The organism is Micromonospora sp. M61 (genome assembly GCF_018070245.1).
Classification (GTDB): Bacteria; Actinomycetota; Actinomycetes; order Mycobacteriales; family Micromonosporaceae; genus Micromonospora; species Micromonospora zamorensis.
On the sequence record NZ_JAGPYA010000042.1, the window covers coordinates 1 to 22,666 of the forward strand.

Genomic DNA, 22,666 nt, shown 5'->3' on the forward strand with positions numbered 1-22,666 from the left:
GCTCGGTGCTGAGCAGGCGGCGCAGGGACAGCGCGACCAGCGAGGCGACCAGGCAGCCGCCGACCACAGTCGCTACCCAGACCATGCCGTTGGCGGCGCCAATGAGCGGGCCGGCGGTCACCGGACCGATCACACCGCTGACCCCGAAGATCATCGAACTCATGGCGTTGTATCGGCCGCGTAGCTCGTCAGTGGCCAGTGCGTTGGTCAGCGCGGGCATCACCGGCGAGAGCATCGTCTCGCCGAAGCCGAAGATCGCCGAGCAGGCCACCACGCACAGGGCGGCGAACAGAGCGCTTTCACCGCTGACCAGGCCGCCCGCGCCGAGGACCAACCAGGCTGCGGCGAACACCGCACCCACCACCGCCAGTGCCCGGGTGCGACTGCGCCCCTCGATCCGGCGGATCACCAGCAGTTGCGCGAGCACGATCATCACGGTGTTCGCCGCGAGCGCCCACGCCACCACCCGGGGGTTCACCTCGACGACCCGCACCGCGTACGCGGCGAAGCCCACCTCGACCTGTGCGTAGCCGCAGGTGGTGAGGATCAACCCGAAGATCACCAGCCGCCGGAACGGGCGGTCCCGGAGCACGGTCAGGTAGCCGCCGGCAGACGGCTCGTCGACGCCCCGATGGTTGCCGAGTCGGTGGCCCACGCCGGGCAGGGTGAGCAGGATCAGGGCCGGCAGCAGGTAGGTCACTGCGTCCAGCAGATAGATCACCTGGAAGGTGGCGAGCCGTCCGGTGTCGACGATCGCGCCGGAGGTCATGCCACCGATGCCGATGCCCAGGTTGAGCAGGGCGAAGTTCAGCCCGAAGACGCGTTGCCGCTCATCGTCGTCGGTCAGCGACGCGAGGATCGTGTTCTGCCCGGACCAGATCGCCGAGCTGCCGACCGCGATCACCGTCATCACCAGCAGCGCCGACCCGGTCGAGTCGACCAGCGCGAGCGAGCCGGTGCCGACCGCCTCGATCAGCAGACAGGGCACCACCACCCGGCGTGCGCCGAACCGGTCGATCAGCGTCCCGCCCAGTGGTGACAGGGCCAGGGTGACGGCGCCGTACCAGCCGATCACGAGCCCGGCGCGGGTGTCGGTGAGCCCGCGTACGTCGGTCAGGTAGATGAACAGGAACGGCAGGGTCAAGCCGCGCCCGATCGCCGACAGCAGGGTGCCGAGAAGGATCCGGCGAGCTTCCGAACGGCGGGGCAGAGCGCGGCGCAGCATGTCCGGCATTCTGTTGGTCGGGTGTGACACCACGCGACTCGTTTTCGGCCGTGCCGCGCCGTCGTCGAGGTCGACGAGTGACCGATCCCACGATGATCCACCTGACCCTCTCGCCGGTCCGGCGGTGTCCGCCGGGTCTGCGATGCTGACCCGATGACCGGCACCTGGCGACATCTGCCCGCTACCGCCCGCGCCATCGCGGTGACCGCCACCGCGGCCGTCGTCGCAGCCCAGGCACGCGACGGTCAGGCGTACGACGAGGTGGTCGGCAAGCTCGCCGCCGACGAGCGTTCCGGGCTGGTGCTCGGCGCGGTGGTCCGGTTGCTGCTGGAGGAGAGCCACCCGGACGGGCTGACCGGCGACGACATCCGCCAGGTGTTGACCCGCTGCGTGCAGGGTGCGGCACGGTGGCGTTCGGACGTCGACCCGCACGTGGTGCTCGTCCTGCTGGCCGGCGCTCTGGGGGTGTACGACCCCGAGGGCGACGAGTCACCCCCGGACGCGTCCGCCCTGGCCCGGCATGCCCCGCTGCTGGTGGCCGATCTGTTGGCGGCGACCGGCGTGCCGTTGGACGACTACCTGGCCGCCGCGTTCGCCGAGATCGAGCGCACCGAACGACAGGACTGACCGGCGGAGGCGGCCACACCGGCAGCCGCCCCCGTCTTTGGGTGGGGCCCTGTCAGACCGGGTCGGCGGTCCGCCGTGCCACGACCTCCAGGTACTCCGCCGGGATCCGCACCGTGCCGTCGGCGGACCGGTTGTGCGTACGGGCCAGCTCCACCAGATCGGCGTGCAGATTCGATCGTTGCTCCTCGGGCAGCGCCTCGAACGCCTTCAGCGTCGGCCCGTAGTTGGCTCGGAAGAAGTCGGCGAACTCCTCCGGGGTGCCGAAGCGGAAGACGTACTCCCGGCGTACCGTCCGCAGTTCACCCACGGCCCCGCCGAGCAGCTCGCGGACCCGGCCCTCGTCGCCCCACTGCACCGGTGGGCGCAGCCCTGCCGGCGGCGGCACATGCCGCCCCACCGTGCGGAACAGGTCGCCGATGAATCCCTGCGGCGTCCACGACGCCAGCGCCACCGTGCCGCCGGGCCGGCAGACCCGGACCAGCTCGGCTGCCGCCTGTTCCTGGTTGGGCGCGAACATCACGCCGACGACGGAGAGCACCGCGTCGAAGGACCCATCGGCGTACGCCAGGCGCTCCGCGTCCCCGGTCACGAACGTGACCGGGAGTCGTTCCGCAGCGGCGCGGGCGTGGCCCCGTTCCAGCAGTTCGGGTACGTAGTCGACGCCGGTCACGACGCAGCCGCAGCGCGCGGCGGCGATGGCGGCGTTGCCGGTGCCGGTCGCCACGTCCAGCACCCGGGCGCCGGCCGACAGGTCGGCCTCCGTCACCAGCAACTCGGAGATCGGGTGGATGAGGGCGGCGACAGCGCCGTAGTCGCCGCTGGCCCAGGTCACCTGCTGGCGTGCCTTGACGGCGTTGAGATCGATTGCGGTGGTCATCGATGGTCCCCCTCGGACGTTTCGTGTGTCACCGACCGTAGGCGGAGTGGCACTGCGAGGGATCGGTAGAAACACCTATGTTGGGGGCGCCAGGCCCTGCCGGCGGGCCGTCGCGGCAGCCTGGCCCCGGCTGGGCACCGCGAGTTTGTCCAGCACCGCCGACACGTGGTGGCCGACGGTCCGAACGGAGAGCGACAGCCGGGCCGCGATCTCGGCGTTGCTGAGCCCTTCGGCGAGCAGCGCCAGCACCTCCCGCTGCCGGGCGGTCAGGCCCGCCGGGTCCCCGGCCGTCCTCGGGCGCGGCCCTCTCGGCACCCGGGCCATCCCGCGGCCGCGCAGCTCAGCCCGGATCCGTCGGGCCACGGCGACCGCGCCCAGCCCGTCCAGGATCCGCAGCGCCTCAGCGGCCGCCGGGTCGTCGCCGCAGGCCAGCGTCTCGGCCCGGGGGTACGGGCAGCCGAGCTGGTGCCACTCCTCGGCCGCGCCAGCCCAGTCACCCTCGATGAGCCGCCGGTACGGCGACGCCAGCGCGTCGGTGTCCCCGAGCGGTTCGCCGACCCGCCACAGCCAGTACGCCAGCTCGCCGGCGTACCAGGGTTGGCCCGCGTCGAGAGCCAGCCGGTGGGCACGGCGCAGCTCGGGGACCGCCCGTTCCGGCTCGCCGGCCAGCCAGTGTCGTTCGGCCAGGGCCGCGGCGACCGGCACGACGAACTGGAGTTCCCGGCTCCGCGTCGCCCAGCGCGCCGCCCTGTCCAGATGGTCCTCGGTGCTCGGCTCGCCCCTGCGTGCATGGAGCCGGCCCAGTGCGACCAGGGCCGGGACCAGGCTCCCGCCGGGCTGCACGGTGCCGGTCAGCGCCCGTTCGGCGTCGGCGCGGGCACCTGCCCAGTCGCCGGTCGTCAGCCGCAGTCGGGACCGGTGTCCGAGCAGGTGCCGGGCGTACCCGTCGAGGTCCCGGGTCTCGGTGAAGCGCAACGCCCGGTCCAGGGCCTCGGCGGCCCGCCCGATCCGGTGCCACTCCACCGACATGGTGGCCAGGTTGACCAGCGCCCGGGCCGCGTGGTCGTCGAGATGGTGGGCGACGGCCAGGGTGTGCCCACGTTCCAGCTCGATCATGCCGGCGACATCACCGCTCTGGAGGCGGGCCGAACCGACGTTGACCAGGGCGTGCGCCTCGGTCTCCACGTCGCCGAGCCGCCGGGCCAGCTCCCGGGCCCGGTCGCCCCAGTCGATGGCCCGGCCGTTGTCGTCGGCGAGCATGAGCAGCTGCGACATGTTGCTGTAGGCCATCGCCAACTGCCTGCCGGGCGGCGCGGACTCCAGCACCTGAACCGCCCGGGTACCCGTCGTCCGGGCCGCAGCGCTGTCCCCGGTCCACCAGCACAGCCGGGACACCCAGCGCAGGTTCTCGCCGATCCGCAGCGGATCGCCCTCGGCCTCCCGCAGGGCGAGCGCGGCCTGCCGGGCGTCCAGCGCCTGCGCGGCCAGCCCGGCAAGGTACGCGGCAGTCGCGTACGCCTCGAGCAACTCGGCCCGGCGCGTTGCCGGCAGGCCCGCGGCGTGTGGGAGTGCGACGGTGTAGTGGTCCGCTGCCTGCCGGTGCGCGCCCGCCCGGCTGGCCCGTTGGGCCGCTACGGGCGCCCAGTGCAGCACGGCCGCCGGATCGTCGGCGTGGTGGGCGTGGTGCACCAACCGGGCGGCGTCCACGTCCGGCCGGGGCGTGAGCCGGGCCAGTACGGCCGCGTGCAGCGCGACCCGGTGCGCCGGGGACAGTGACTCGCGTACCGCCCGACCCAGCAACTCGTGCCGGAATGCCACCGCATTGCCCGCCGGCACCAGCACCCCCCGATCCAGGCACTCCTGCACGGCAGCCGGTGGATGACCGTCGAGCAGGTACGGCTCGGCCCGGGACGGGACCACCGAGACCAGGGCGGCGACCTCCCGGGCCGGAGGCGACAACGCGGCCAGTCGGGCCAACACCAGATCGCGTACGGTCGGCGGCACACCCGGGCCGGTGGCGGCCAGCACCTCGGTGACCAGCAGCGGGTTGCCGCCGGTGGCCTGGTACAACCCGTCAGGGTCGCGGCCGGCGCGGCGGGCCAGCCGCGCGACGGCATCGGTGGACAGGGCCGGCAGCGGCAACCGGCGGACCAGTGGCCGGGGCAGCCCTGCGAGCACGGCGTGCAGGGGATGGTCAGCCCTCACCTCGTCATCGCGCAGGGTGAGCACGAGCAGCGCCGGGTGGCGGGTCAGCCGCCGCCCCAGGTACGCGATGAGGTCCAGGGTGGCACCGTCCGCCCAGTGCGCGTCCTCCACCACCATCACCGTCCGGTGACCGGGCCGGGGGTTGGTCAGCTCGCCGAGAAGCGCGTCGAACACGGCGTCGCGCCCTTCGGCCTCCGTCGCCGTGTGCAGTGCGCTCAGTCGTTCCGCGAGTACGCCGCCGACCTGCCGGGCGATGTCGTGCACCGGGCCGAGCGCCCGTGGGGTCAGCAGTGGGTCGCAGCTGCCCCAGAGCACCCTGGCCCCGGCCGTCGCCGCGAACGCACCGACCACTGTGGACTTGCCGGCTCCTGCCTCGCCCGCGACGAGCGCGATCGCGCCACCGGGGGAGGCCAGCAGCCCGTCCAGGGTGGCGAGCGCGTCCGTGCGCTCCAGCAGCTCCATCGCGATCGATGCTAGTCAGAGGGGCGTCGCTCCGTCGTCAGCCACGACGGCAGCATCCCCTGGTCCCGGAACTCATCCTTGTGGGTTGAGCGCGCAGGCACGCCCGGAAACGGTGGAGGGCACATCCGTTGATCGGATGTGCCCTCCACCGACGAGTCCTCCAACGTCGCTCAGGCCCGGCCCACCTGGACCTTCGGCGACGTCGCTGCGGACGTCGCCGCGGGGCGTTGCGGCACCACCACGAGCCCGTAGTTGTAGTTGGCCATCAGCAGATCCTTCAGGCCGTCGTTGTTGATGTCGGCGACCGCGAGCCCGCGCGGGGTGAAGGAACTGGCGGGCGGCAGCTGGGAGACGCGGAACTCGTCGCCCAGCCAGCCGTCCGGCCGTTGCAGCAGGACGCCCGCTGAGCTCCAGCCGCCGTGGGTGATGGCGACATCGTCACGACCGTCGTTGTTCACGTCGGCGATCGCGATGGCGTCCGGTATCTCGTAGACCGGGTAGCGGATCCACCGTCCGAACACGCCCCCGCTGTCGTGGGTGAGCACCTGCACCTGGGCGTTCGGTGCGTTGCCGGAGACGGTGACGACGACATCCTTCCTACCGTCCCCTGTCACGTCGCCGACGGCCATGGAACTGACCGTGCGCAGGTGTCCGGCGGGAGCCTGGTACCCGACCGGGTCGGCGAACGATCGAGGCGCCGTCTGGGTGCTGATCTGGATCAGCTGTCCGAGTTGCACCACCAGGTCCGGCCGGCCGTCCCCCGTCATGTCGACCGTGTCCAGGACGAAACCGCGGTGCGGCGAGACGAGAGCCACGGGTGCGAAGCCACCGTTGTCGTCGCCGTACCGCACGAGGACGCCGTTGTCGCTCACCGCGACGATGTCCGTCCGACCGTCACCGTCCAGGTCGCAGAGCTTGAGGTCGATGAGGTCGTCGGCGAACGACAGGTGCTCGGCCGTCGAGAGCTCGGATCCGGTACGGCGGAACACGTCGACCCCGTCGCCCGTAGCGACGACCAGTTCGTCGGCGCCGTCGCCGTCCAGGTCACCGATGACCGGGTACATGCTGCCGCCGGTGGGTGTCGACGTCGCCAACTGCTGCTTCAGCACGAGCTGGTTCTCGGCCTCCTGCACGAACAGGAAGGCGGAATGGTCGTGGGCGTCATCGGCGTACTCGGTCGTCGTCACCACCACGTCAGAGAGCCCATCGCCGGTCAGGTCGCCGGTGGCGACCGCTTCCTCCCAGGAGCCGAGCTTCAGCCAGGAGGGAGCGGCGAAGACCACTGAGCCGTAGGGCTGGGTGACCACGGGCACGGCATCGCCGGACACGCTCGCCCCGGACGGTTGCCAGTCGTACCCCTGGAACTGCGCGTAGACCGAGGTCGGAGTCCATCCAGTGCCGTTGACCATGGCGATCGCCGTGCCGTCGGTGCCGTCGACGTTGACGAACGCGACCGCGCCGGCCGCAGACATGAACGCCACCTCACCGCTGGGAATCCGGCCGTCCGCGTATCGCACGTTCGCGATGAGCAGGATCCGCTGTCCCTGCTCCACCGAGCCCGGTGACACCGTGACCGTCGTTGTCGTGGCAGGGCCCGTGTAGACCCGTACGGCGTCGGACGTGGCCGTGGCGCCGCCCGCGCCGACCGCCCGGATCCAGTAGACGTAGCGGGTGGCGACCGTGAGGCCGCTGTCCACATACTCGGTCGAGGTCGTGGTGCCGACCACCGTCTCCACCGGTGCCGCCTCGCTCAGCCGGACGATCTCGTATCGGGCTGTGCCGGCCGCGGCCTTCCAACGCAGGGTCATGCTCGTCTCCGCCGCGGTCGCCCGCACCTTGACGGGCTTCGGGAGCGAGGTCTGCACTGACGCCTCGGTCGAGTCGCCCGACGTCCGCTTGCCGGACCGGGACCGTACGACGTAGTAGTACGCCTTCTCCGGCGCGACGGTCTCGTCGACGTAAGACGTCCCGCTGGCCGTCCCCACCGTTTGGTACGGGCCACCTGACACGGTTCCGCGCCGTACCTCGTAGCTGCCGGCGCCTGCCACAGCCTGCCAACTCACCTCGACCCGGGTCGCGGAGACCGCCGCCGCGCCAACCGAGGCCGGTGGCGGCAATGCCGCCGCGAACGCCGGCGTGGTGGACGCCACCATCACGGCCAGGGCCATCAGCAGGATCATCACGCCACGGCCCAGCCTTCGCTGTTGCGACACCATGCACATCTCCAGATCCCGGGGATTCGTCATAGACAGGCGTAAGTCATAGCGACAGCGCCCGCAAGAACGTCACTGCCGGCAGCGCGAACGGCCGGTGGGGAAGATCGCCGTCGACGTCGATCCGTTCGGGCCGCCCGGACTGCTGGACAGCTCAGGTTGTGCGGTTGCAGCCGCTCGCCGTGGTTCGGACCGCCGGGGCGGACTAGAACCCTGAACCCCTCCAGCGCTGCGTCGATCATTCCGAACTGGACGGATCGGCCACGTGGCCAGGGTCGATTCTTCCGCTGCCTTACCGCAGTTGACAGCCTTCGCCGGTGTCAGTTGTGCCGGATCTCTGCCCGATGATCATCGCCGCGCCGTTCAGCTTCCCGGACCGCTGGCTCACCGCCCGCCCCGACAGGCCGGCTACTTCAGGTAGGGGTTCGAGCTCTGGGGATCCGGCACACCTGCGCGATCGGTGAGCGACAACTCTCGCCCCGCGTGGGTCTCGACGATCGCCAGGCCCTCGTCACGATGGATCCAGCTGTGATCTGTGTACTCCCACACAGCCTGGTCGGCGAGCACGTCAGGAAGTTGTCCGCAGGGAATCACCTCGTAGCTGCCGCTGCCGTTTACGTCGACGACCAGCTGGCGTACCTCGATGAGCCCATCATTGACCAGTGAGACCAGGGCAGCGGCAAGCACCGGCAGCAGTGTCAACTTGTCTTCCTGGTCGAGATCGGTCCGCCAGTCCCAGAGCACGCTCGGGAGCAGGTCATGCTCTTGAGCGTTGACCATGAGGCACTGCTCCTCATGGCTTAGCCCACCCCAGGTACGCACGGGCCGATCGTGGCACAACATCTACAGCCGCACCTCGACCTCTTCGTCCGTCGTCACCCAGTTGGTCACCCAACCCGACCGTCAGACGTTGAAGAGGAACTTAGACCGGCCGACTCACACAGCAGGGCGGGCAGGTCGCCAAGGGTGGCGAACGCACGTCCGCCCCAGCTCGGGTCGGTGTCGTTGTGCTCAGTGGTACGAAGCACGGTCATACCGACCGCTGCCGCGCCGGCCAGTTCGCCGTCTGCGCCGTCACCGACGAAGACGCACTCTGCCGGCGCGACGCCCAACCGCTCAGCGGCGATGCGGTAGATCGCCGGGTCGGGCTTGGCCAGCCCGACTTCGCAGGAGAAGACCGCGACGTCGAAGCAGCGGGCAAGCGGGCTCTGCGGCCACGCCTCGGCGGTCTCCGAGGTGGCGTTGCTGATAAGGGCCAGCGGATGCCCGTCGTCGCGCAGCGCGTCAAGCACGTCCAGGGTGGCGGTCGAGACAGTGCCCAGCACCCGGCGCGCGAGGGCTCGCCGATGTCCACCGGCCCGTGTCACCTGTGCGTCGGTTGGCGTGCCACCAAGGCGTCCGGCGAGAATGCGGACAGTCTCCTCCACGTCCCACCGGACCAGCCGGTCACGCCAGGTGGCGTGGTACGCAGCGATCAGCGCGGACGGTGCCACCCCGACCACGAGCGCCATCTCGCCAACTACCCGGTCACGCTCGTCATCGGCACCGTGAACCAGGGTATGGAAGAGATCGAAGATCACTGGCCGAGACATGTGCGCATCCTACTGAGATCGTCACCGCTGTCGCCTTGCTTGCCATCCCGCCTGCCGCTGACCCGCCCTGGGGAGCGGGCCGCCACCCCGGTCCCCCACGTCAAGACGGCCTTGACGCACGTTCGGACGCTGGCGGCCCGGGTGGCGGTCTGCTCGGCTTGCCCGCGTTGACGCTGGCGGGGTGGCCCTGCGCAACCGCTCACGGACCGCGACCGGGTGCGGGCCCGTCTCGGCCGCATTGAAGGCGTGCAGAAACTTTGCGGGACAGGATGCTTGACATGATCGATGCTTCGTTGTTCAGCGTCGACCGATCGGCTAGCCAGTCCTGCAACCGCCGGCTCGTATGGTCACGTGCATGATCGGCAAGGTTTCGGATGCCATGGTGCATCACAGGCACGGTGTCTTGATGCTTGGTCTACTGGTGGCGGGCGTGAACGTCGCGGCCGTCGGGTTCGTGCCCACCCTGGGGGAGCGCCTGTTCTTCCCGCTGCTCTTCCTTACCTTGGCGGTCCTGGTCCTGGCGCTCATCGCCATGGGGACCCGTCCGGTCTACTTTGTGGTGCAGCCGCAGGTTCCGGCCTTCGCTACACCCGCTCCGGCGTGGAAGGTGCTCATTGCCCTGGGCTTCCTCGCGCCTGCATCGGCCAGCATCGGCGCGGTGGTGCGTTCGGCCAGGGCAGGCATTGCGTCGACGTTCGACGTGATCGTCAATATTCCCTGGTTTTTGCTGGTCGCGCTGTTGCTGGTTGAGGCGTGGCGGGGTTACGGGGTGCAGCTCCATCCTTACGGGATACGGCAGCGTTGGGCTCTCGGCTCACTCACTGTGCCGTGGGAGGCCCTACCGGCCGCTCAGATCCCCCCAGGTGTCGACCGCCCCTCGCGGCTCCGGATGGCGATCACGGAACCCCAGCTGGTGCGGCGACGCGGTATCCCGTGGAGCCGGAAGGCCATGCGCACCGACAACGTCGACGCGGAATTTCTCGCTGCTGTGATCGGGCACTACGTCGCTCTCCCCGAACACCGGGCAACGATCGGTAGCCAGCCCGAGTACGAGCGGCTTCTCGCCGAGTTACCCGAGCGGGACGGTTGGAAGAGCGCGGGCGACGGCTCCTAGGCCAAACGTCAAGCTCGGGCTGATCTTCCCTCGACTGTCGGCACTGCCCCCGATGCAGCCACCGTCCGCCGGGCCTTCCGCCGGGTCGCGCAACCCTGGCTGGCCTCGATCCGGCCGCAGTTGGTCACCCAGGAAGCACTAGAGGGCACATCCATGGATCGGATGTGCCCTCTGACCTGGTCGGGGTGGCCGGATTCGAACCGACGACCTCTTCGTCCCGAACGAAGCGCGCTACCAAGCTGCGCCACACCCCGAGGCGTGCCGACAAATAGTAGCCCACCCGCCCCGATGGTCAAACTCGGTACCCCCGCTGCCCGGACCCCGCGCGGGCCTCAAGATCCGCGCAACTTCCCCGATGTTGCTGCCTCGGCGCGGGGTGAGGCAGCAACATCCCTGATGTTGCGCGGATCTTGACGCCCGCGCGGGGCGCAGGGGTGTGCGCGGGGCGCAGGGGTGTGCGCGGATCTTGAGGCCTGCGCCGCCTGTGCGGGGCGCAGGTGTGGGCGGGTCAGCGGGGGATGAGGGTGAGGATGCTGGCCTCCGGGGGGCAGGCGAAGCGGATCGGGGCGGTGGGGTGGGTGCCGAGGCCGGCGGAGACGTGCAGCCAGGAGTCCGAGCCCGGCCAGCGGTGCAGACCGCGCGCCATCGAGCGGGGCAGGCCGCAGTTGGTGACCAGCGCACCGAAGCCCGGTACGCAGACCTGACCGCCGTGGGTGTGCCCGGCCAGCATCAGCCCGAAGCCGTCCGCCGCCATCTGGTCGAGCACCCGTGGCTCCGGGGAGTGCGTCAGCGCGATGGACAGATCCGCTGACGACGAGACAGCGCCAGCCACGGAGGGGTAGTCGTCCCGGTCGATGTGGGGGTCGTCAACGCCGACCAGGTCGAGCTGCCGACCGCCGGCCTTCAACGTGGTCCGGACGTTGTTGAGGTCCGCCCAGCCGGCCCCGGTGAACACCTGACGCAGCTCTTCGTAGGGCAGCTCGACGCCCTCGGTGTATTCACGGTCGGGCAGGAAGTAGGTGAACGGGTTCTTCAGGACCGGCCCGGTGTAGTCGTTGGAGCCGAACACGAACGCCCCCGGATAGTCCAGCAGCGGCTGTAGGGCGCGCAGCACCCCGGGCACCGCGTCCGGGTGCGCCATGTTGTCGCCGGTCACCACCACCAGGTCGGGGTCCAGGGCGGCCAGCGACGCCACCCAGCGCTGCTTGCGCGCCTGGTCGGGCATCATGTGCAGGTCCGACAGGTGCAGCACACGCAGCGGCTCCGCGTCGGCCGGCAGCACCGGCACGTCGTACCGCCGCAGGGTGAACATGTTGCGCTCGATGAGCGACGCGTACGCGAGGGTGGCCGCGCCGACCGTGGCGGTTCCGGCGGCAAGCCGGAATAGTGTGCGCTTTCGCATGGCGTTCAGGGTAGTTTGACCGTCCATGAGCACGCTGAAGGACCGCCTCACTGCCGACATGCGTTCCGCGCTCAAGGCGCGCGACGAGCTGACCACCTCCACGCTGCGGATGGCCCTGGCCGCCGTCGGCACCGCGGAGGTCGCCGGCAAGGCCAAGCGCGAGCTCACCGATGACGAGGTGCTCGCCGTGTTGACCAAAGAAGCCAAGAAGCGCCGGGAGGCAGCCACCGCGTTCGCCGACGCCGGCCGCGCCGAGCAGGCCGCGAAAGAGTCGGCCGAGGGTGAGGTGCTGGACCGCTACCTGCCCAAGCAGCTCTCGGACGCCGAGCTGGCCGAGCTGGTGTCGGGGGCGCTCGCCGCGGGCGGCTTCACCGGCAAGGCCCAGATGGGCCCGGCCATGAAGGCGGCCCAGGCCGCGGTGGCGGGCCAGGCCGAGGGCGGCCGGGTGGCTTCCGAGGTACGCCGACAGCTGGGCCTCTGACCCACCGGCGGCACCGCGACTGCGGCCCTCGGGATCGGCGCCGCTAGCTGGTCGACCGGACAGACGAACGGGCGGGCACCCGAGAAGGGTGCCCGCCCGTTGTGTCCTGCTCGTCGGCTCAGCCGCCGGGACGACCGCCGCCACCGGGTCGACCGGGCGGGTTGCCAGGCTGCCCGGGGCCACCGGGACCACCGGTGTTGCCCGGCGTGGTGCCGCCACCACCGTTGCTGACCTGGATGGTGACGATGCCACCCTTGATGGTGCGCCCGTCCGGGCTGGTGCCGTGGGCGGTGCCCGGAGGACAGGAAGACTTGACCTTGGCATCGGAGACCACCGGCTCGAAGCCGGCACCCTTGATCCGGGACTTCGCCTGATCCAGCGGGATACAGCTCACGCTCGGGATGCTGCGCTGGTCACCCTCGGAGATCTTCTGGCCCGGCGGCTCGAACTGGATCGCCTTCTTGCCCTTCATGGCGTCCCGCAGCGTCTCCCAGACCGGCGGGTTGATGCCGTCCTTCTCACCGTGCTTCATCTTCACGTTGGTCTGCGGCCAGTCCGGGTCGGCCATGATGCCTGCCACCGCGTACTGCTTGGTCATCGCGACCAGTGCGGCGGTCTTCTCCGAGTCGGTGGTGCCGGACTTGCCGGCCACCGGGTAACCGACGTCGTTGCGGACGTTGCCGGCAGTGGCTCCCGCGCACCGGGAGGACGACGACTTGTCACCGACCGGGCATCGGGCCGCGTCCACCGCGGCGCGGGCCACGTCGGTGCTGAACCGCTTCTCGCAGCGCGGGTTGGCGATGTCGAGCTTGTTGCCCTCCGGGTCGCGGATCTCCTGCACCGGGATCGGTTCGCAGTACGTGCCGTCCGCGGCCAGGGTGGCGTAGGCGTTGGCCAGATCCAGCGGGGTGGTCTGCGAGACGCCCAGGGTGAACGCGCCCCACTGGTGCGCACCCTTCTCCAGATCCAGGTCCTCCTGGGACCGGAAGTTGATGCCCAGCCGCTTGGCGGCCTTGACCACGTTCTCCGCGCCGACCTGCTGCTGCAGTGGCACGAAGTAGGTGTTCACCGAGCGGCCGAACGCGGTCCACATGTTGTGTGGGCCGGCCATGCTCTCGGTCGAGTTGGTGGGGCAGTAGAAGTTGGTGCCTGGGCAGGCTGCGGGGCCCGGCTGGATGATGTATTCCGATTTGAACTGCTTCTGCGCGTTGATCGGGTAGCTGAGCGGGATGCCCTTTTCCAACGCCGCCACGATCGTGAACATCTTGAAGGTCGAGCCTGCCTGATAACCGGTGATGCCGTCGCCACCGGTGAGCAGGGGGTTGACCGTCGCCGGGTAGTTGCCCCGGATCTTCTTCTTGCTCTTCGCGGGATCGCTGGAGATCTTGTTCTTCGGGTTCTTCGGGTCGTCCAGCTTGAACTGCCGGTTCACCGCGAGCGCCCGGACCCGGCCGGTGCCGGGCTCGACCACCGCGACCATGGCCGCTTCCTTGCTGTTCACGCTCTTGGCCTTGCGGACCGCCTTGTCCGCGCCGCGCTGCGCCTGGACGTCGATCGACGTCACGACGGTGTAGCCGCCGCTCTTCAGCCGCCGCTCCCGGTCGTACGAGGTCGAACCGAACGTCTCCTGCTGCATCCACCAGCGGTAGAAGTAGTCGCAGAAGAAGCCCCACTCGTTGACGTTGGCGGCGACGCAGCCGTTCGGCGTGCGCTTTTCCTTCACCACCAGCTTGACGGCCTTGGCCGCGTCGGCCTCCTGCTGGGTGATGGCCTGGATCTCGACCATGTTGTCGATGACGTAGTCACGGCGGTCCAGAGCGAGCGGGTAGCCGGCCTTGGTGGTCGGGTCGTTCGTCGTCGGGGCCTTGACCATGCCGGCCAGCAGTGCCGCTTCCTCGATCTTGAGCTTGCTCGGCGGCTTACCGAAGTAGACCTGGCTGGCGGCGAAGATGCCGTACGCGCCGTTGCCGAACGAGGCGAGGTTGAGGTAGCGGGTGAGGATCTCGTCCTTGGAGAATTCCTTGTCGACCTGGAGGGCCAGCCGCATCTCGCGGAGCTTGCGGGCGCTGGTGTCCTCGGTCGCCGCGACCACGTCGGCCGGGTGGGTGGCCGAGTAGGCGATGGCCAGCCGGACGTACTGCATGGTCAGCGTCGAGGCGCCCTGCCGGCCGGAGCCCTCGGCCTGGTTGTTGACGAACGCGCGTGCGACACCGTTGATGTCGACGCCGTTGTGCTTGTAGAAGTCGTGGTCCTCGGCCGCGATGATGGCCTTCTGCATGTAGGGAGAGATGTCGGCGAGCTTCACGTCGCGCCGGTTCTCGTCGTACATCGTTGCGAGCGGTGTCTTGCCGTCCGAGGCCAGCAGGTAGCTGATCTGCGGCGCTCGGGCCACCGTCAGCTCCGTGGGCAGGTTGCCGAATGTCTCGGCGCCCGCCTTCGCGGCCAAGCCGGACATCGCCACCGCGGGGAAGGCCGCCGCAGCGACCACCACGCCGGCCAACAGGCCACACACGAGTAGCGATGCGGCGTTGGTCAGCACATTGTGGTCACGTTTCCGCATCCAGGTCACCTCAGCAGGGTACGCGAGTAGGGAACGAGGTGCGCTGGGGCGTTCTTTCCCCATTTCCTGCGTGCGCTGCCCTCGTTGTGCTAAACGCACGACCCCCCGTGCTTGGTTGCGTGTGACCTGGCGTGAGTCTCCTCCAATTCAGGGAGGCGGCGCGGCGTTATCGCTGACCTCGGCGGGGTAACCGGCGGTTGAAGGCCCGGGAAGCCGGGAGTGTCCGGAATGATGGATTTCGCCGACAACGTTGCGTAATCGGGTGACTACAGAGCATGATGGGGGCGGCGACAGCGCCACATGTCGTCCGCGCCGCCTTGGGGAAGGCAGGCCGGGCGATCGGGGGGAATTGCCGGCTGACGTGCATCGACGAGGTCGGTAGGTACTGCAAGGGGGGACGTGTACACATGGGCATGATCACTGACTGGCCGTCGCTGGCGGCATGTCAGAACGGGGACCCGGACGCGTTGTTCGTACAAGGCGCCGAACAGAACGTGGCGAAGCGGATCTGCCGGAGCTGCCCAGTTCGGTACGAGTGCCTGGCCGACGCGCTGGACAACCGGATCGAGTTCGGTGTGTGGGGTGGCATGACCGAACGCGAACGGCGGGCGCTGTTGCGTCGTCACCCGCAGGTGACGAGCTGGCGCAAGATGTTCGAGGCAGCGATGAAGAAGAACAGCAAGGACAAGGCCGGCAAGGACAAGATCCTCGTCAGCGCGGCCACCTGACGCCGGTCACGGCCGGCTGATCGCCGCGCCGATCGTTCGCAGCCCGTCGACGTCGTGCACGTCGGCGGGCTGTGCCGTCACCGACACCGCTGGCACCGCCGGGAACGCCTCGGTGAACCGCGCGGCGACCTGCTGCTCGCGTACCGCCTGACGAGCCAGCGCCGCGTGCGCCCGCAGCACGTCGGCGGTGGCCTCGTGCCCACCCAGCTCGGTCAGCCGCTCGGCGGCGAGCCGGCTCTGCTCGGCATCCAGCTCCGGCACCGCCGGTCGGTGCACCCGGTTGAGCACCAGGCCGGCGAGCGGCATCCGCTCGTCCCGCAGACGGCCCGCGAAGTAGGCGGCCTCCCGGACCGCGTCCGGCTCAGGCGCCGCGACCAGCAGGAAGGCCGTCTCCCCGGCCTGGAGGATGCGGTACGTCTGCTCGGCGCGCTGCCGGAAACCACCGAACATCGAGTCCAGTGCGGCCACGAAGCCGGACAGGTCGGTGAGCAGCTGTGCGCCGAGCACCTTCTGCACCACCTTCGAGAACATCCCGAACGAGGCCGTGACCAGGCTGAACATGCTCCGTCCGCCGCTGCGGGCCGGAGCCAGCAGCAGTCGCAGCATCCGGCCGTCGAGGAAGCGGGAGAGCCGGGCCGGCGCGTCCAGGAAATCCAGTGCCGAGCGGGACGGCGGCGTGTCCACCACGATGAGGTCCCATTCGCCCCGGGCGTGCAGCTGGCCCAGCTTCTCCATCGCCATGTATTCCTGTGTGCCGGCGAAGGTCGAGCTCATCGCCTGGTAGAACGGGTTCGCGAAGATCTCCGCGGCCTTCGCCGGATCGGTGTGCTGCAGCACCACGTCGTCGAAGGTGCGCTTCATGTCCAGCATCATGGCGTGCAACTCGCCGCCGCTGCTCTCGACGTCGATGCCCTTGACCTGGCGAGGGGTGTTGTCCAGCTCGGTCAGGCCCAGCGACTGGGCCAGCCGGCGGGCCGGGTCGATGGTGAGCACCACAGTGCGTCGGCCGTGGTGCTCGGCGGCCCGCAGGGCCAGCGCAGCAGCGGTGGTCGTCTTTCCCACTCCGCCGGCACCGCAACACACGACGATCCGCACGCCGGGGTCGGCGAGGATCTGGTCGACGTCCAGCTGCGGCGCCGCGTCTTCGGAAGGCACCAATCGAGCGTATCGGGCCGCGTCGGTCCATGCGCCGGTGCTGAGCTCAGGTGTGAGTCAATCGGCGCTGACGAGGGCCCGGGCCAGTGTCGTGAGGCCCGCACGGTCCACCCCGTCGGGCAGCAACGGCAGCTCGACCATCGGCAGCCCCAACTCCACCAGCTCGGCGCGGAGCGAATCTTCCAGTTCGCGACGGATGACCTGGTCCCGGGCCTCGTCGTGCAAACCGGCCACGGTGTCCCGATCGGCCGGCAGGCCGGCGGCGACCAGCCCACGCCGCAGCTCCGCAGCGGTGATCGCCCGGCCGGCGGGCAGCGGGGGCCGGGCGCCGTTGACGATCACCTTCCCGATGCCGAAGCCGAGCGAGGTCACGTCGGCGATCGCGTCCACCGTCTCCTGCACCGGCATCTCCTCCAGCAACGTGACCACGTGCACAGCGGTCATCGGGGAGCGCAGCAGCGCGGCGACCCCCTCGCTCTGGGTCTTGATCGGGCCCACCTTGGCCAGCCGGGCGGTCTCGGCCGTGACGTTGAGGAAGCGACCGATCCGCCCGGTCGGCGGGGCGTCCAGCACCACCGCGTCGTACACCCGCCGCTGCCCGGAGGTGCGGGTGGTGGCCTCCTTCACCTTGCCGGTGAGCAGCACGTCCCGCAGCCCCGGCGCGATGGTGGTGGCGAAGTCGATGGCACCGAGCTTGCGCAGCGCCCGGCCCGCCGCGCCCAGCTTGTAGAACATGTCGAGGTACTCGAGCAGCGCCTCCTCGGCGTCCACCGCGAGAGCGCGTACCTCGCCGCCGTCCGGCGCGTCGGCGAGGTGCCGCTCCTCGTAGGGCAGCGGGTCGATGCCGAACAGCTGGGCGATGCCCTGCCGCCCCTCGACCTCGACCAGCAGGGTGCGCCGGCCGCCGGCGGCGAGCGCGAGGGCCAGGGCCGCCGCGACGCTGGTCTTGCCGGTGCCCCCCTTGCCGGTCACCACATGAAGGCGGGCGGACCATCCGGTACCGGCCGGCTCGATCGGCCGCTCAGCTGCACACACCCGTCGAGCCTATCCAGGCCCGACGGTCACGCGACCTCGCAGACCCACCAACCCGTCTTCTGCACCACAGTGAAGCGCAGGTCCTGGTCGGCCACCTTCTCGTCGGAGGTGGTCATGGTGATCCGGGTGGAGACGGTGGCCCGGTCCCCGGTCTGGTTGTCCACCTTCGGGGTGGTCCACCGGAAACGCGGATTCTGGTGCGCTGAGGCGTACTTCTGCACCTCGGCGACCTTCGCGGCGATCTTCTCGTCGTCGCGGGAGGCGGCACAGACCCGATCGGCAGCCTTGGAGGCGTCGCGATCCTTGTAGACCGCGGTGAGGAACTCGTCGACGGCGATCGCAGGCTCCTTCGCGCCCTCGCCGGTCTCGGCATTGCGCAGGGTCAGGAACGCCACAACGCCGCCGCCCACGCAGAGCACCATGATCACGACCAGTGCGATCGCCGCGATCAGCAGGCCGCGCTTCTTCTTCGGCGCGGCTGTGCTCTGGTAGGGCGGGTACCCCGACGGCGGTGGCGGGATCTCCGGGCTGCCCGGCTGGGTCGGTGCCGCGGTCGACGTGGAGCCACCCGGCCCCTCCGGCTGCCCGGCACCCTCAGCACCACTCGACTGGCTGGGGAAGGCCGGTTGGGAGGGAGCGGCCGGCCCAGCGGGGAGCGCCGGCTGGGCCGGGGACGCCGGGAGGGCGAGCCGCCCGGCCGGTGCGGCGGGGGTTGGCTGGGCAGGAATGCTCGGAGAGCCGGGCTGACCGGCGGGATCCGGGTGGGCCGGCGGGTGAGCGGGTGGGCCGGCCTGGTCGCCGCTGGGCGGTTGGGTCATGGTCTTTCCCCCGGGGGTGCGGCGCCCGCCGCCACCCCTGGCGCCGAGCGTGATCGAGCGGGCGTCCGGGCGCAGCGCGACCGTCCGACCGGAAGGGTAGCGGTCGATGAGCGGATCGGCGTCGCCCCTGCCATGCCGCGCGGGCCGTCGGTTCGGTAGGTGATGAGCCGCGCTCGGTTTGGCAGTCCATCCTCCGACTGTCGATCTGTCGCATATGTGACTGTTGGTGGCCGTTGTGCGCGTCCTATTGGCGGGACTGCGGCCACCGACCTACCTTCGTCCCGGTGCGGGGGCCGGAACGGACGAATGGGTTCGGACCGGAAGCATGATCCGAGAGGTACGACCGGAGGCAGTGCATGCGCGACGCGGACAACATCCCTCGCACCCAGTTCCCGACCAACGACCGGCCGCGCCGGCCCGGGTCCGTGGTCGAGACCAGCGGGCCCGTCGGCAGCCAGCCGATCAACGAACGGTCGTACCGCCGGATGCCGGAGCAGACGGAGGCGGCTCGGGCGCCGGGCCGCCCCGCCGAGCGGGCCCGCGACGACGACGAGCCGGGCTTCGTCATCCACCTGCCGATCCGGGTGCCGAGTCTGGCCGCGGCGACCGTACTGGCCGGCCGGGTCGCGGTGTCCCTGGGCTTCCTGCCCGAGCTGGACGCCGGCGAGACCACCGTGTCCAACGCCGACGACCAGAACAACCGGCACCGGGTGTTCTGTGACCTGCTGCTGCCCGACCGCTCCCGCTGCCCCCAGGGATACGAGCACGAAGGACTCTGCGGGGAGCTGCCGGCCGCTCCGGAGCAGCGTCCCGCACCTCGCCCCGCCAGCGGACCGTAGGCTGTCCCTCGAACAATTCCGCACCGAGAGGGAGCCCTTCAGCGATGCAGAAGTGGGAATACTCCACGGTCCCGCTGCTGGTCCACGCGACCAAGCAGATCCTCGACAACTGGGGCGAGGACGGGTGGGAGCTCGTCGCCGTGATCCCCGGGCCCAATCCGGACCAGCTGGTCGCCTACCTGAAGCGGCCCAAGGCGTGAGCAACGGTCCGCACGCGAAACTCGCCGAGCTGGGGTTCGAACTGCCCGAGGTCGTGCCACCGGTGGCCAGTTACGTGCCGGCCGTGCAGTCCGGGCAGCACGTGTACGTCTCCGGCCAACTGCCGATCGCCGAGGGCAAACTGCTCGCGACCGGCAAGGTCGGCGCCGGCATCTCCGCCGAGCAGGCGAAGGATCTGGCCCAGCGGTGCGCGCTCAACGCGCTGGCCGCTGTCGACTCGCTCGTCGGCCTGGAGAACGTCGTCAAGGTCGTCAAGGTGACGGGTTTCGTGGCCTCCGCGCCCGGCTTCACCGGTCAGCCGGCGGTGATCAACGGTGCCTCCGACCTCTTCGGGACCGTCTTCGGCGAGGCTGGCCGCCACGCCCGCAGCGCGGTTGGAGTGGCCGAACTGCCCCTCGACGCACCGGTGGAGATCGAGCTCATCGTCGAGGTCGCCTGACGCGTCACCAGCACCCCCGCGATCCGCGCTCAGGAGGGGCCCCTTCCTCGCCGCCAGGCGTCGACGGGGCCCTTCCTCCGGGTTCGGTGGGCAAGATCGTGGGGTGTTGCGGGCGGGGTCGTACCATCGCAGCCATGAGCGGGCACGTGACGGCACCACCTGCGGCGCTGGCCGACGAGCTGCCGACCTGGGTGACACTGCTGCGTGCACCGAACCCGGGGCCGATGACCCTCGACGGCACCAACACCTGGGTTCTGCGCGCCCCGTCGGCCGAGCACGCCGTCGTGGTCGACCCGGGGCCGGCGGACGAGGGACACCTGGCCCGGATCGCCGAGCACGGCCCAATCGGGCTGGTCCTGATCACCCACGGCCACCCCGACCACACCGAGGGCTCCGCCCGGTTGAGCGAACTGCTCGGCGGCGTGCACGTCCTCGCCGTCGACCCGGCGCACACCATCGGCGGCGAGCCACTGACCGAACCGGGCGAACGCCTCGGCGGTTTCGGCCTGGAGATCAGCCTGCTGGGCACTCCAGGGCACACCGCCGACTCGGTCTGCTTCCTGGTCGGGCACGGTGACGAGCGGGTGGTGTTCACCGGCGACACCATTCTCGGCAGGGGCACCACCGTGGTCGCCCATCCGGACGGGCACCTCGGTGACTACCTGACCAGCCTGGAGCTGCTGTCCGCGTACCGGGGGATCCCGGCGTTGCCCGGGCACGGCCCGGCGCTGGCCGACTGCGCCGCCGCCGCCGACTTCTACCTCGCGCACCGTCGCGCCCGGCTCGACCAGGTCCGCGCGGCGGTCGCGGCCGGCGCCCGCACGCCCGCCGACGTGGTGGCGGCGGTCTACGCGGACGTGGACCGCTCGCTCTGGTGGGCGGCCGAGTGGTCGGTCCGTGCGCAGCTTGAGTATCTGGGTGTCGGCATCGGGGAATCTGCGCCGGGGGTCAGTGGGTTGGAGCACATGTGACCTGCCCCGTGTGTGGAACCGTCGCCGTTCCCGGCGCGCGGTTCTGCCACAACTGCGGTGCCGCGCTGCCGGCCGCCGCCACGTTGCCGGCAGCCGAGCGCCGGGTGGTCACCGTGCTCTTCGGCGACCTCTCCGAGTTCACCTCCTGGTCGGAGGACCTCGACCCGGAACGGGTCGGTGCGGTCACCGACCGGGTGCTCGCCGCGCTCGCCGGTGCGGTGAAGACCTTCGGCGGGCACGTCGACAAGCTGACCGGCGACGGGATCATGGCCGTCTTCGGCGCCCCGGTGGCGCACGAGGACGACGCCGAACGCGCCGTCCGGGCCGCCCTGTCCATGCAGCGGGCCGTCCGCCGGGTGCTCGACGACGAGCGGGGCGGCGGCGCGCCGCTCGGGCTGCGCGTCGGGTTGAACACCGGCGACGTCATCGCCGGCATCCAGGCCGCCATCGAATACACGGTCATCGGCGACACGGTGAACACGGCCGCCCGGCTGGCCGACGCCGCAGCGGTCGGCGCGGTCTACGCCGGCGGCCGCACCGCCGCCGCCACCCGACACGTGTCGTCCTGGCGGGCGCTGCGCCCGCTGCGGCTCAAGGGCAAGCGTGAGCCGGTCGAGGCGTACGAGCTGCTGGGCCTGCTGGACGCACCGGGCACCCGCTCGGGGCTGGGCGACGAAGCGCCGTACGTCGGCCGGGAGACGGAGATCGGCCGGGTCGCCGGCCGGCTCGCCGAGGTGATCGACCAGGGTGACCCGCGGGTGCTGCTGATGACCGCCGAGGCGGGCATCGGCAAGTCCCGGTTCGCCGCGGAGGTCGAGCGCCTCGCCGCCGGGTACGACGTGGGCGCTGGCCGGTACGCGGCGCACACGGGCGCCCGGGTGCTGTCGGTGCGGTGTGCCGCCTTCGGTGAGCGACGTCGGCTCGCGCCGCTGGCCGACCTGGTGCGTGCCGCCGTCGGCCTGCCCAGTGACGCCTCCACCGCACTGACCCGACCGGCGGTGGACGAGAGGTTGCGACGGCTCGGGCAGCGGCTCGCCCGCTCCGGCGGCGAGACCACCCCGATCGCCGTCGAGCAACTGCTCGCCCTGCTCGGCTACGGCGAACTCCCGGCCCACGGCGGCACCGACTCGGGCGAGTGGGGCGGGTCGAGCGTCCCGGCCGCGGATGCCGAGACGGTGCCGAACGCGGTCGCCAACCTGCTCAGCGGGCTCGCCTCGGAAGCGCCACTGGTGATCGTGGTGGACGACCTGCACGACGCCACCCCCGAGACGATCAGTGCCCTCGGGCTGACCCTGTCCCGGCTCACCGGCCCGGTGCTGGTGCTGCTGCTCGGTCGGCCGGAGCTGGTGCGTACGGCCGGCGCGCTGACCCGGGTCGCGGACGCCGAGGTGCACTCCCTGCCTCCACTGCGCGGTGCCGACGCGGCGCGGCTGCTCACCAGTTACCTCAGCGGCGGCAAGCTGCCGCAGGCCGACACGGACCGGCTGCTCGCCACCGCTCAGGGCAACCCCTTCTACCTGGCCGAGCTCGTCACCCTGCTCATCGAGCGCGGAGCGCTCACCACGGAAACAGCGCGCGGTATCCGCGCCTCGGAGGCAGCGCGCGGTGCCCGTGCCTCGGAGGCAGCGCGCGGTGTCGGTGCCCCGGAGGCGGCGCCCGGTTCGCGTGCCTCGGTTGATCGTCCCGGCTCCGGCGAACGCGACC

The 22,666-nt window shown here is 70.8% G+C and carries 18 protein-coding genes, 1 tRNA gene and 2 pseudogenes; 9 read left to right on the plus strand and 12 right to left on the minus strand.

The features are described 5' to 3' along the window. Positions 1-1,225: MFS transporter (locus tag KBX34_RS22515; RefSeq protein WP_210926760.1), on the minus strand; the 1,225-nt coding region annotated here is incomplete at its 3' end. A 153-nt stretch (positions 1,226-1,378) separates the two neighbouring features. Between KBX34_RS22515 and KBX34_RS22520 the strand changes: the two genes are divergently transcribed. After that, complete coding sequence (locus KBX34_RS22520) at positions 1,379-1,852, plus strand: hypothetical protein (RefSeq protein WP_210926762.1); 474 nt, start codon at positions 1,379-1,381, stop codon at positions 1,850-1,852. A gap of 52 nt (positions 1,853-1,904) precedes the next feature. On the opposite strand, the gene KBX34_RS22525 is transcribed toward KBX34_RS22520, so the two are convergent. The 5 genes from KBX34_RS22525 to KBX34_RS22545 all read right to left on the minus strand — a co-directional run bounded on the left by KBX34_RS22525 (position 1,905) and on the right by KBX34_RS22545 (position 9,201). Further along, a complete protein-coding gene (locus KBX34_RS22525; protein ID WP_210926764.1) occupies positions 1,905-2,729 on the minus strand; it encodes a class I SAM-dependent methyltransferase in 825 nt (274 codons plus the stop codon). 75 nt (positions 2,730-2,804) lie between these two features. Beyond that, positions 2,805-5,396, minus strand: a complete 2,592-nt coding sequence (locus tag KBX34_RS34075; protein WP_210926766.1) for an AAA family ATPase — start codon at positions 5,394-5,396, stop codon at positions 2,805-2,807. A gap of 170 nt (positions 5,397-5,566) precedes the next feature. Continuing rightward, positions 5,567-7,612: an FG-GAP-like repeat-containing protein gene (locus KBX34_RS33755; RefSeq protein ID WP_210926768.1), complete on the minus strand. Its 2,046-nt coding sequence runs from the start codon at positions 7,610-7,612 to the stop codon at positions 5,567-5,569. Positions 7,613-8,017: 405 nt separating this feature from the next. Next, on the minus strand, positions 8,018-8,389 hold the full coding sequence (locus KBX34_RS22540) for a hypothetical protein (RefSeq protein WP_210926770.1): 372 nt from the start codon (positions 8,387-8,389) through the stop codon (positions 8,018-8,020). Between the two features lie 107 nt (positions 8,390-8,496). Then, the gene (locus tag KBX34_RS22545) at positions 8,497-9,201 is read right to left on the minus strand and encodes an HAD family hydrolase (protein ID WP_210926772.1); all 705 of its coding nucleotides are present in this window, start codon (positions 9,199-9,201) and stop codon (positions 8,497-8,499) included. A gap of 355 nt (positions 9,202-9,556) precedes the next feature. Here KBX34_RS22545 and KBX34_RS22550 point away from each other — a divergent pair, with 355 nt between their 5' ends. Continuing rightward, positions 9,557-10,315, plus strand: coding sequence for a hypothetical protein (locus KBX34_RS22550; RefSeq protein WP_210926774.1), 759 nt, complete (start codon positions 9,557-9,559; stop codon positions 10,313-10,315). A gap of 177 nt (positions 10,316-10,492) precedes the next feature. Here the strand turns inward: KBX34_RS22550 and KBX34_RS22555 are convergent. Then, a tRNA-Pro gene (locus KBX34_RS22555) sits at positions 10,493-10,569 on the minus strand. Between the two features lie 254 nt (positions 10,570-10,823). Further along, positions 10,824-11,717, minus strand: coding sequence for a metallophosphoesterase (locus tag KBX34_RS22560; protein WP_141911651.1), 894 nt, complete (start codon positions 11,715-11,717; stop codon positions 10,824-10,826). Positions 11,718-11,742: 25 nt separating this feature from the next. On the opposite strand from KBX34_RS22560, the gene KBX34_RS22565 reads away from it, so the two are divergent. Then, positions 11,743-12,198, plus strand: coding sequence for a GatB/YqeY domain-containing protein (locus KBX34_RS22565; protein WP_088950579.1), 456 nt, complete (start codon positions 11,743-11,745; stop codon positions 12,196-12,198). A gap of 118 nt (positions 12,199-12,316) precedes the next feature. Here KBX34_RS22565 and KBX34_RS22570 read toward each other — a convergent pair whose 3' ends face one another. Continuing rightward, entirely contained in the window at positions 12,317-14,758 is a 2,442-nt protein-coding gene (locus KBX34_RS22570; RefSeq protein ID WP_210791362.1) for a transglycosylase domain-containing protein, read from the minus strand. A gap of 407 nt (positions 14,759-15,165) precedes the next feature. On the opposite strand from KBX34_RS22570, the gene KBX34_RS22575 reads away from it, so the two are divergent. Then, a complete protein-coding gene (locus tag KBX34_RS22575) occupies positions 15,166-15,486 on the plus strand; it encodes a WhiB family transcriptional regulator (RefSeq protein WP_007466209.1) in 321 nt (106 codons plus the stop codon). Between the two features lie 6 nt (positions 15,487-15,492). Here the strand turns inward: KBX34_RS22575 and KBX34_RS22580 are convergent, their stop codons facing one another. From KBX34_RS22580 to KBX34_RS34295, 3 genes and pseudogenes are all read right to left on the minus strand, one after another. After that, positions 15,493-16,644, minus strand: a complete 1,152-nt coding sequence (locus tag KBX34_RS22580; protein ID WP_172862126.1) for an ArsA-related P-loop ATPase — start codon at positions 16,642-16,644, stop codon at positions 15,493-15,495. A gap of 54 nt (positions 16,645-16,698) precedes the next feature. Then, entirely contained in the window at positions 16,699-17,676 is a 978-nt protein-coding gene (locus KBX34_RS22585) for an ArsA-related P-loop ATPase (protein WP_141911645.1), read from the minus strand. 26 nt (positions 17,677-17,702) lie between these two features. After that, positions 17,703-18,290 (minus strand): annotated as a pseudogene (locus KBX34_RS34295) (hypothetical protein); the annotation flags it as partial. Positions 18,291-18,850: 560 nt separating this feature from the next. Between KBX34_RS34295 and KBX34_RS22595 the strand changes: the two are divergent. The 5 genes and pseudogenes from KBX34_RS22595 to KBX34_RS34460 all read left to right on the plus strand — a co-directional run. Beyond that, on the plus strand, positions 18,851-19,333 hold the full coding sequence (locus KBX34_RS22595; protein ID WP_210926777.1) for a hypothetical protein: 483 nt from the start codon (positions 18,851-18,853) through the stop codon (positions 19,331-19,333). Positions 19,334-19,377: 44 nt separating this feature from the next. Then, positions 19,378-19,533: a DUF4177 domain-containing protein gene (locus KBX34_RS22600; RefSeq protein ID WP_088950574.1), complete on the plus strand. Its 156-nt coding sequence runs from the start codon at positions 19,378-19,380 to the stop codon at positions 19,531-19,533. Beyond that, complete coding sequence (locus KBX34_RS22605) at positions 19,530-19,991, plus strand: RidA family protein (protein ID WP_088950573.1); 462 nt, start codon at positions 19,530-19,532, stop codon at positions 19,989-19,991. Before KBX34_RS22600 ends, KBX34_RS22605 begins: the two co-directional genes overlap by 4 nt. Before the next feature lie 134 nt (positions 19,992-20,125). Next, positions 20,126-20,962: an MBL fold metallo-hydrolase gene (locus KBX34_RS22610; protein WP_210926779.1), complete on the plus strand. Its 837-nt coding sequence runs from the start codon at positions 20,126-20,128 to the stop codon at positions 20,960-20,962. Further along, positions 20,959-22,527: pseudogene (locus KBX34_RS34460) on the plus strand (adenylate/guanylate cyclase domain-containing protein); the annotation flags it as partial. The gene KBX34_RS22610 and the pseudogene KBX34_RS34460, both read left to right, overlap by 4 nt. Positions 22,528-22,666: the final 139 nt, after the last annotated feature.

Coding starts and splice junctions, on each gene's coding strand:
- KBX34_RS34075 (WP_210926766.1), bottom strand. CDS start 5,396: ATGGAGCTGCTGGAGCGCACGGACGCGCTCGCCACCCTGGACGGGCTG.
- KBX34_RS22570 (WP_210791362.1), bottom strand. CDS start 14,758: ATGCGGAAACGTGACCACAATGTGCTGACCAACGCCGCATCGCTACTC.
- KBX34_RS22595 (WP_210926777.1), top strand. CDS start 18,851: ATGCGCGACGCGGACAACATCCCTCGCACCCAGTTCCCGACCAACGAC.
- KBX34_RS33755 (WP_210926768.1), bottom strand. CDS start 7,612: ATGGTGTCGCAACAGCGAAGGCTGGGCCGTGGCGTGATGATCCTGCTG.
- KBX34_RS22545 (WP_210926772.1), bottom strand. CDS start 9,201: ATGTCTCGGCCAGTGATCTTCGATCTCTTCCATACCCTGGTTCACGGT.
- KBX34_RS22575 (WP_007466209.1), top strand. CDS start 15,166: ATGGGCATGATCACTGACTGGCCGTCGCTGGCGGCATGTCAGAACGGG.
- KBX34_RS22525 (WP_210926764.1), bottom strand. CDS start 2,729: ATGACCACCGCAATCGATCTCAACGCCGTCAAGGCACGCCAGCAGGTG.
- KBX34_RS22520 (WP_210926762.1), top strand. CDS start 1,379: ATGACCGGCACCTGGCGACATCTGCCCGCTACCGCCCGCGCCATCGCG.
- KBX34_RS22550 (WP_210926774.1), top strand. CDS start 9,557: ATGATCGGCAAGGTTTCGGATGCCATGGTGCATCACAGGCACGGTGTC.
- KBX34_RS22610 (WP_210926779.1), top strand. CDS start 20,126: ATGAGCGGGCACGTGACGGCACCACCTGCGGCGCTGGCCGACGAGCTG.
- KBX34_RS22540 (WP_210926770.1), bottom strand. CDS start 8,389: ATGGTCAACGCTCAAGAGCATGACCTGCTCCCGAGCGTGCTCTGGGAC.
- KBX34_RS22560 (WP_141911651.1), bottom strand. CDS start 11,717: ATGCGAAAGCGCACACTATTCCGGCTTGCCGCCGGAACCGCCACGGTC.
- KBX34_RS22565 (WP_088950579.1), top strand. CDS start 11,743: ATGAGCACGCTGAAGGACCGCCTCACTGCCGACATGCGTTCCGCGCTC.
- KBX34_RS22600 (WP_088950574.1), top strand. CDS start 19,378: ATGCAGAAGTGGGAATACTCCACGGTCCCGCTGCTGGTCCACGCGACC.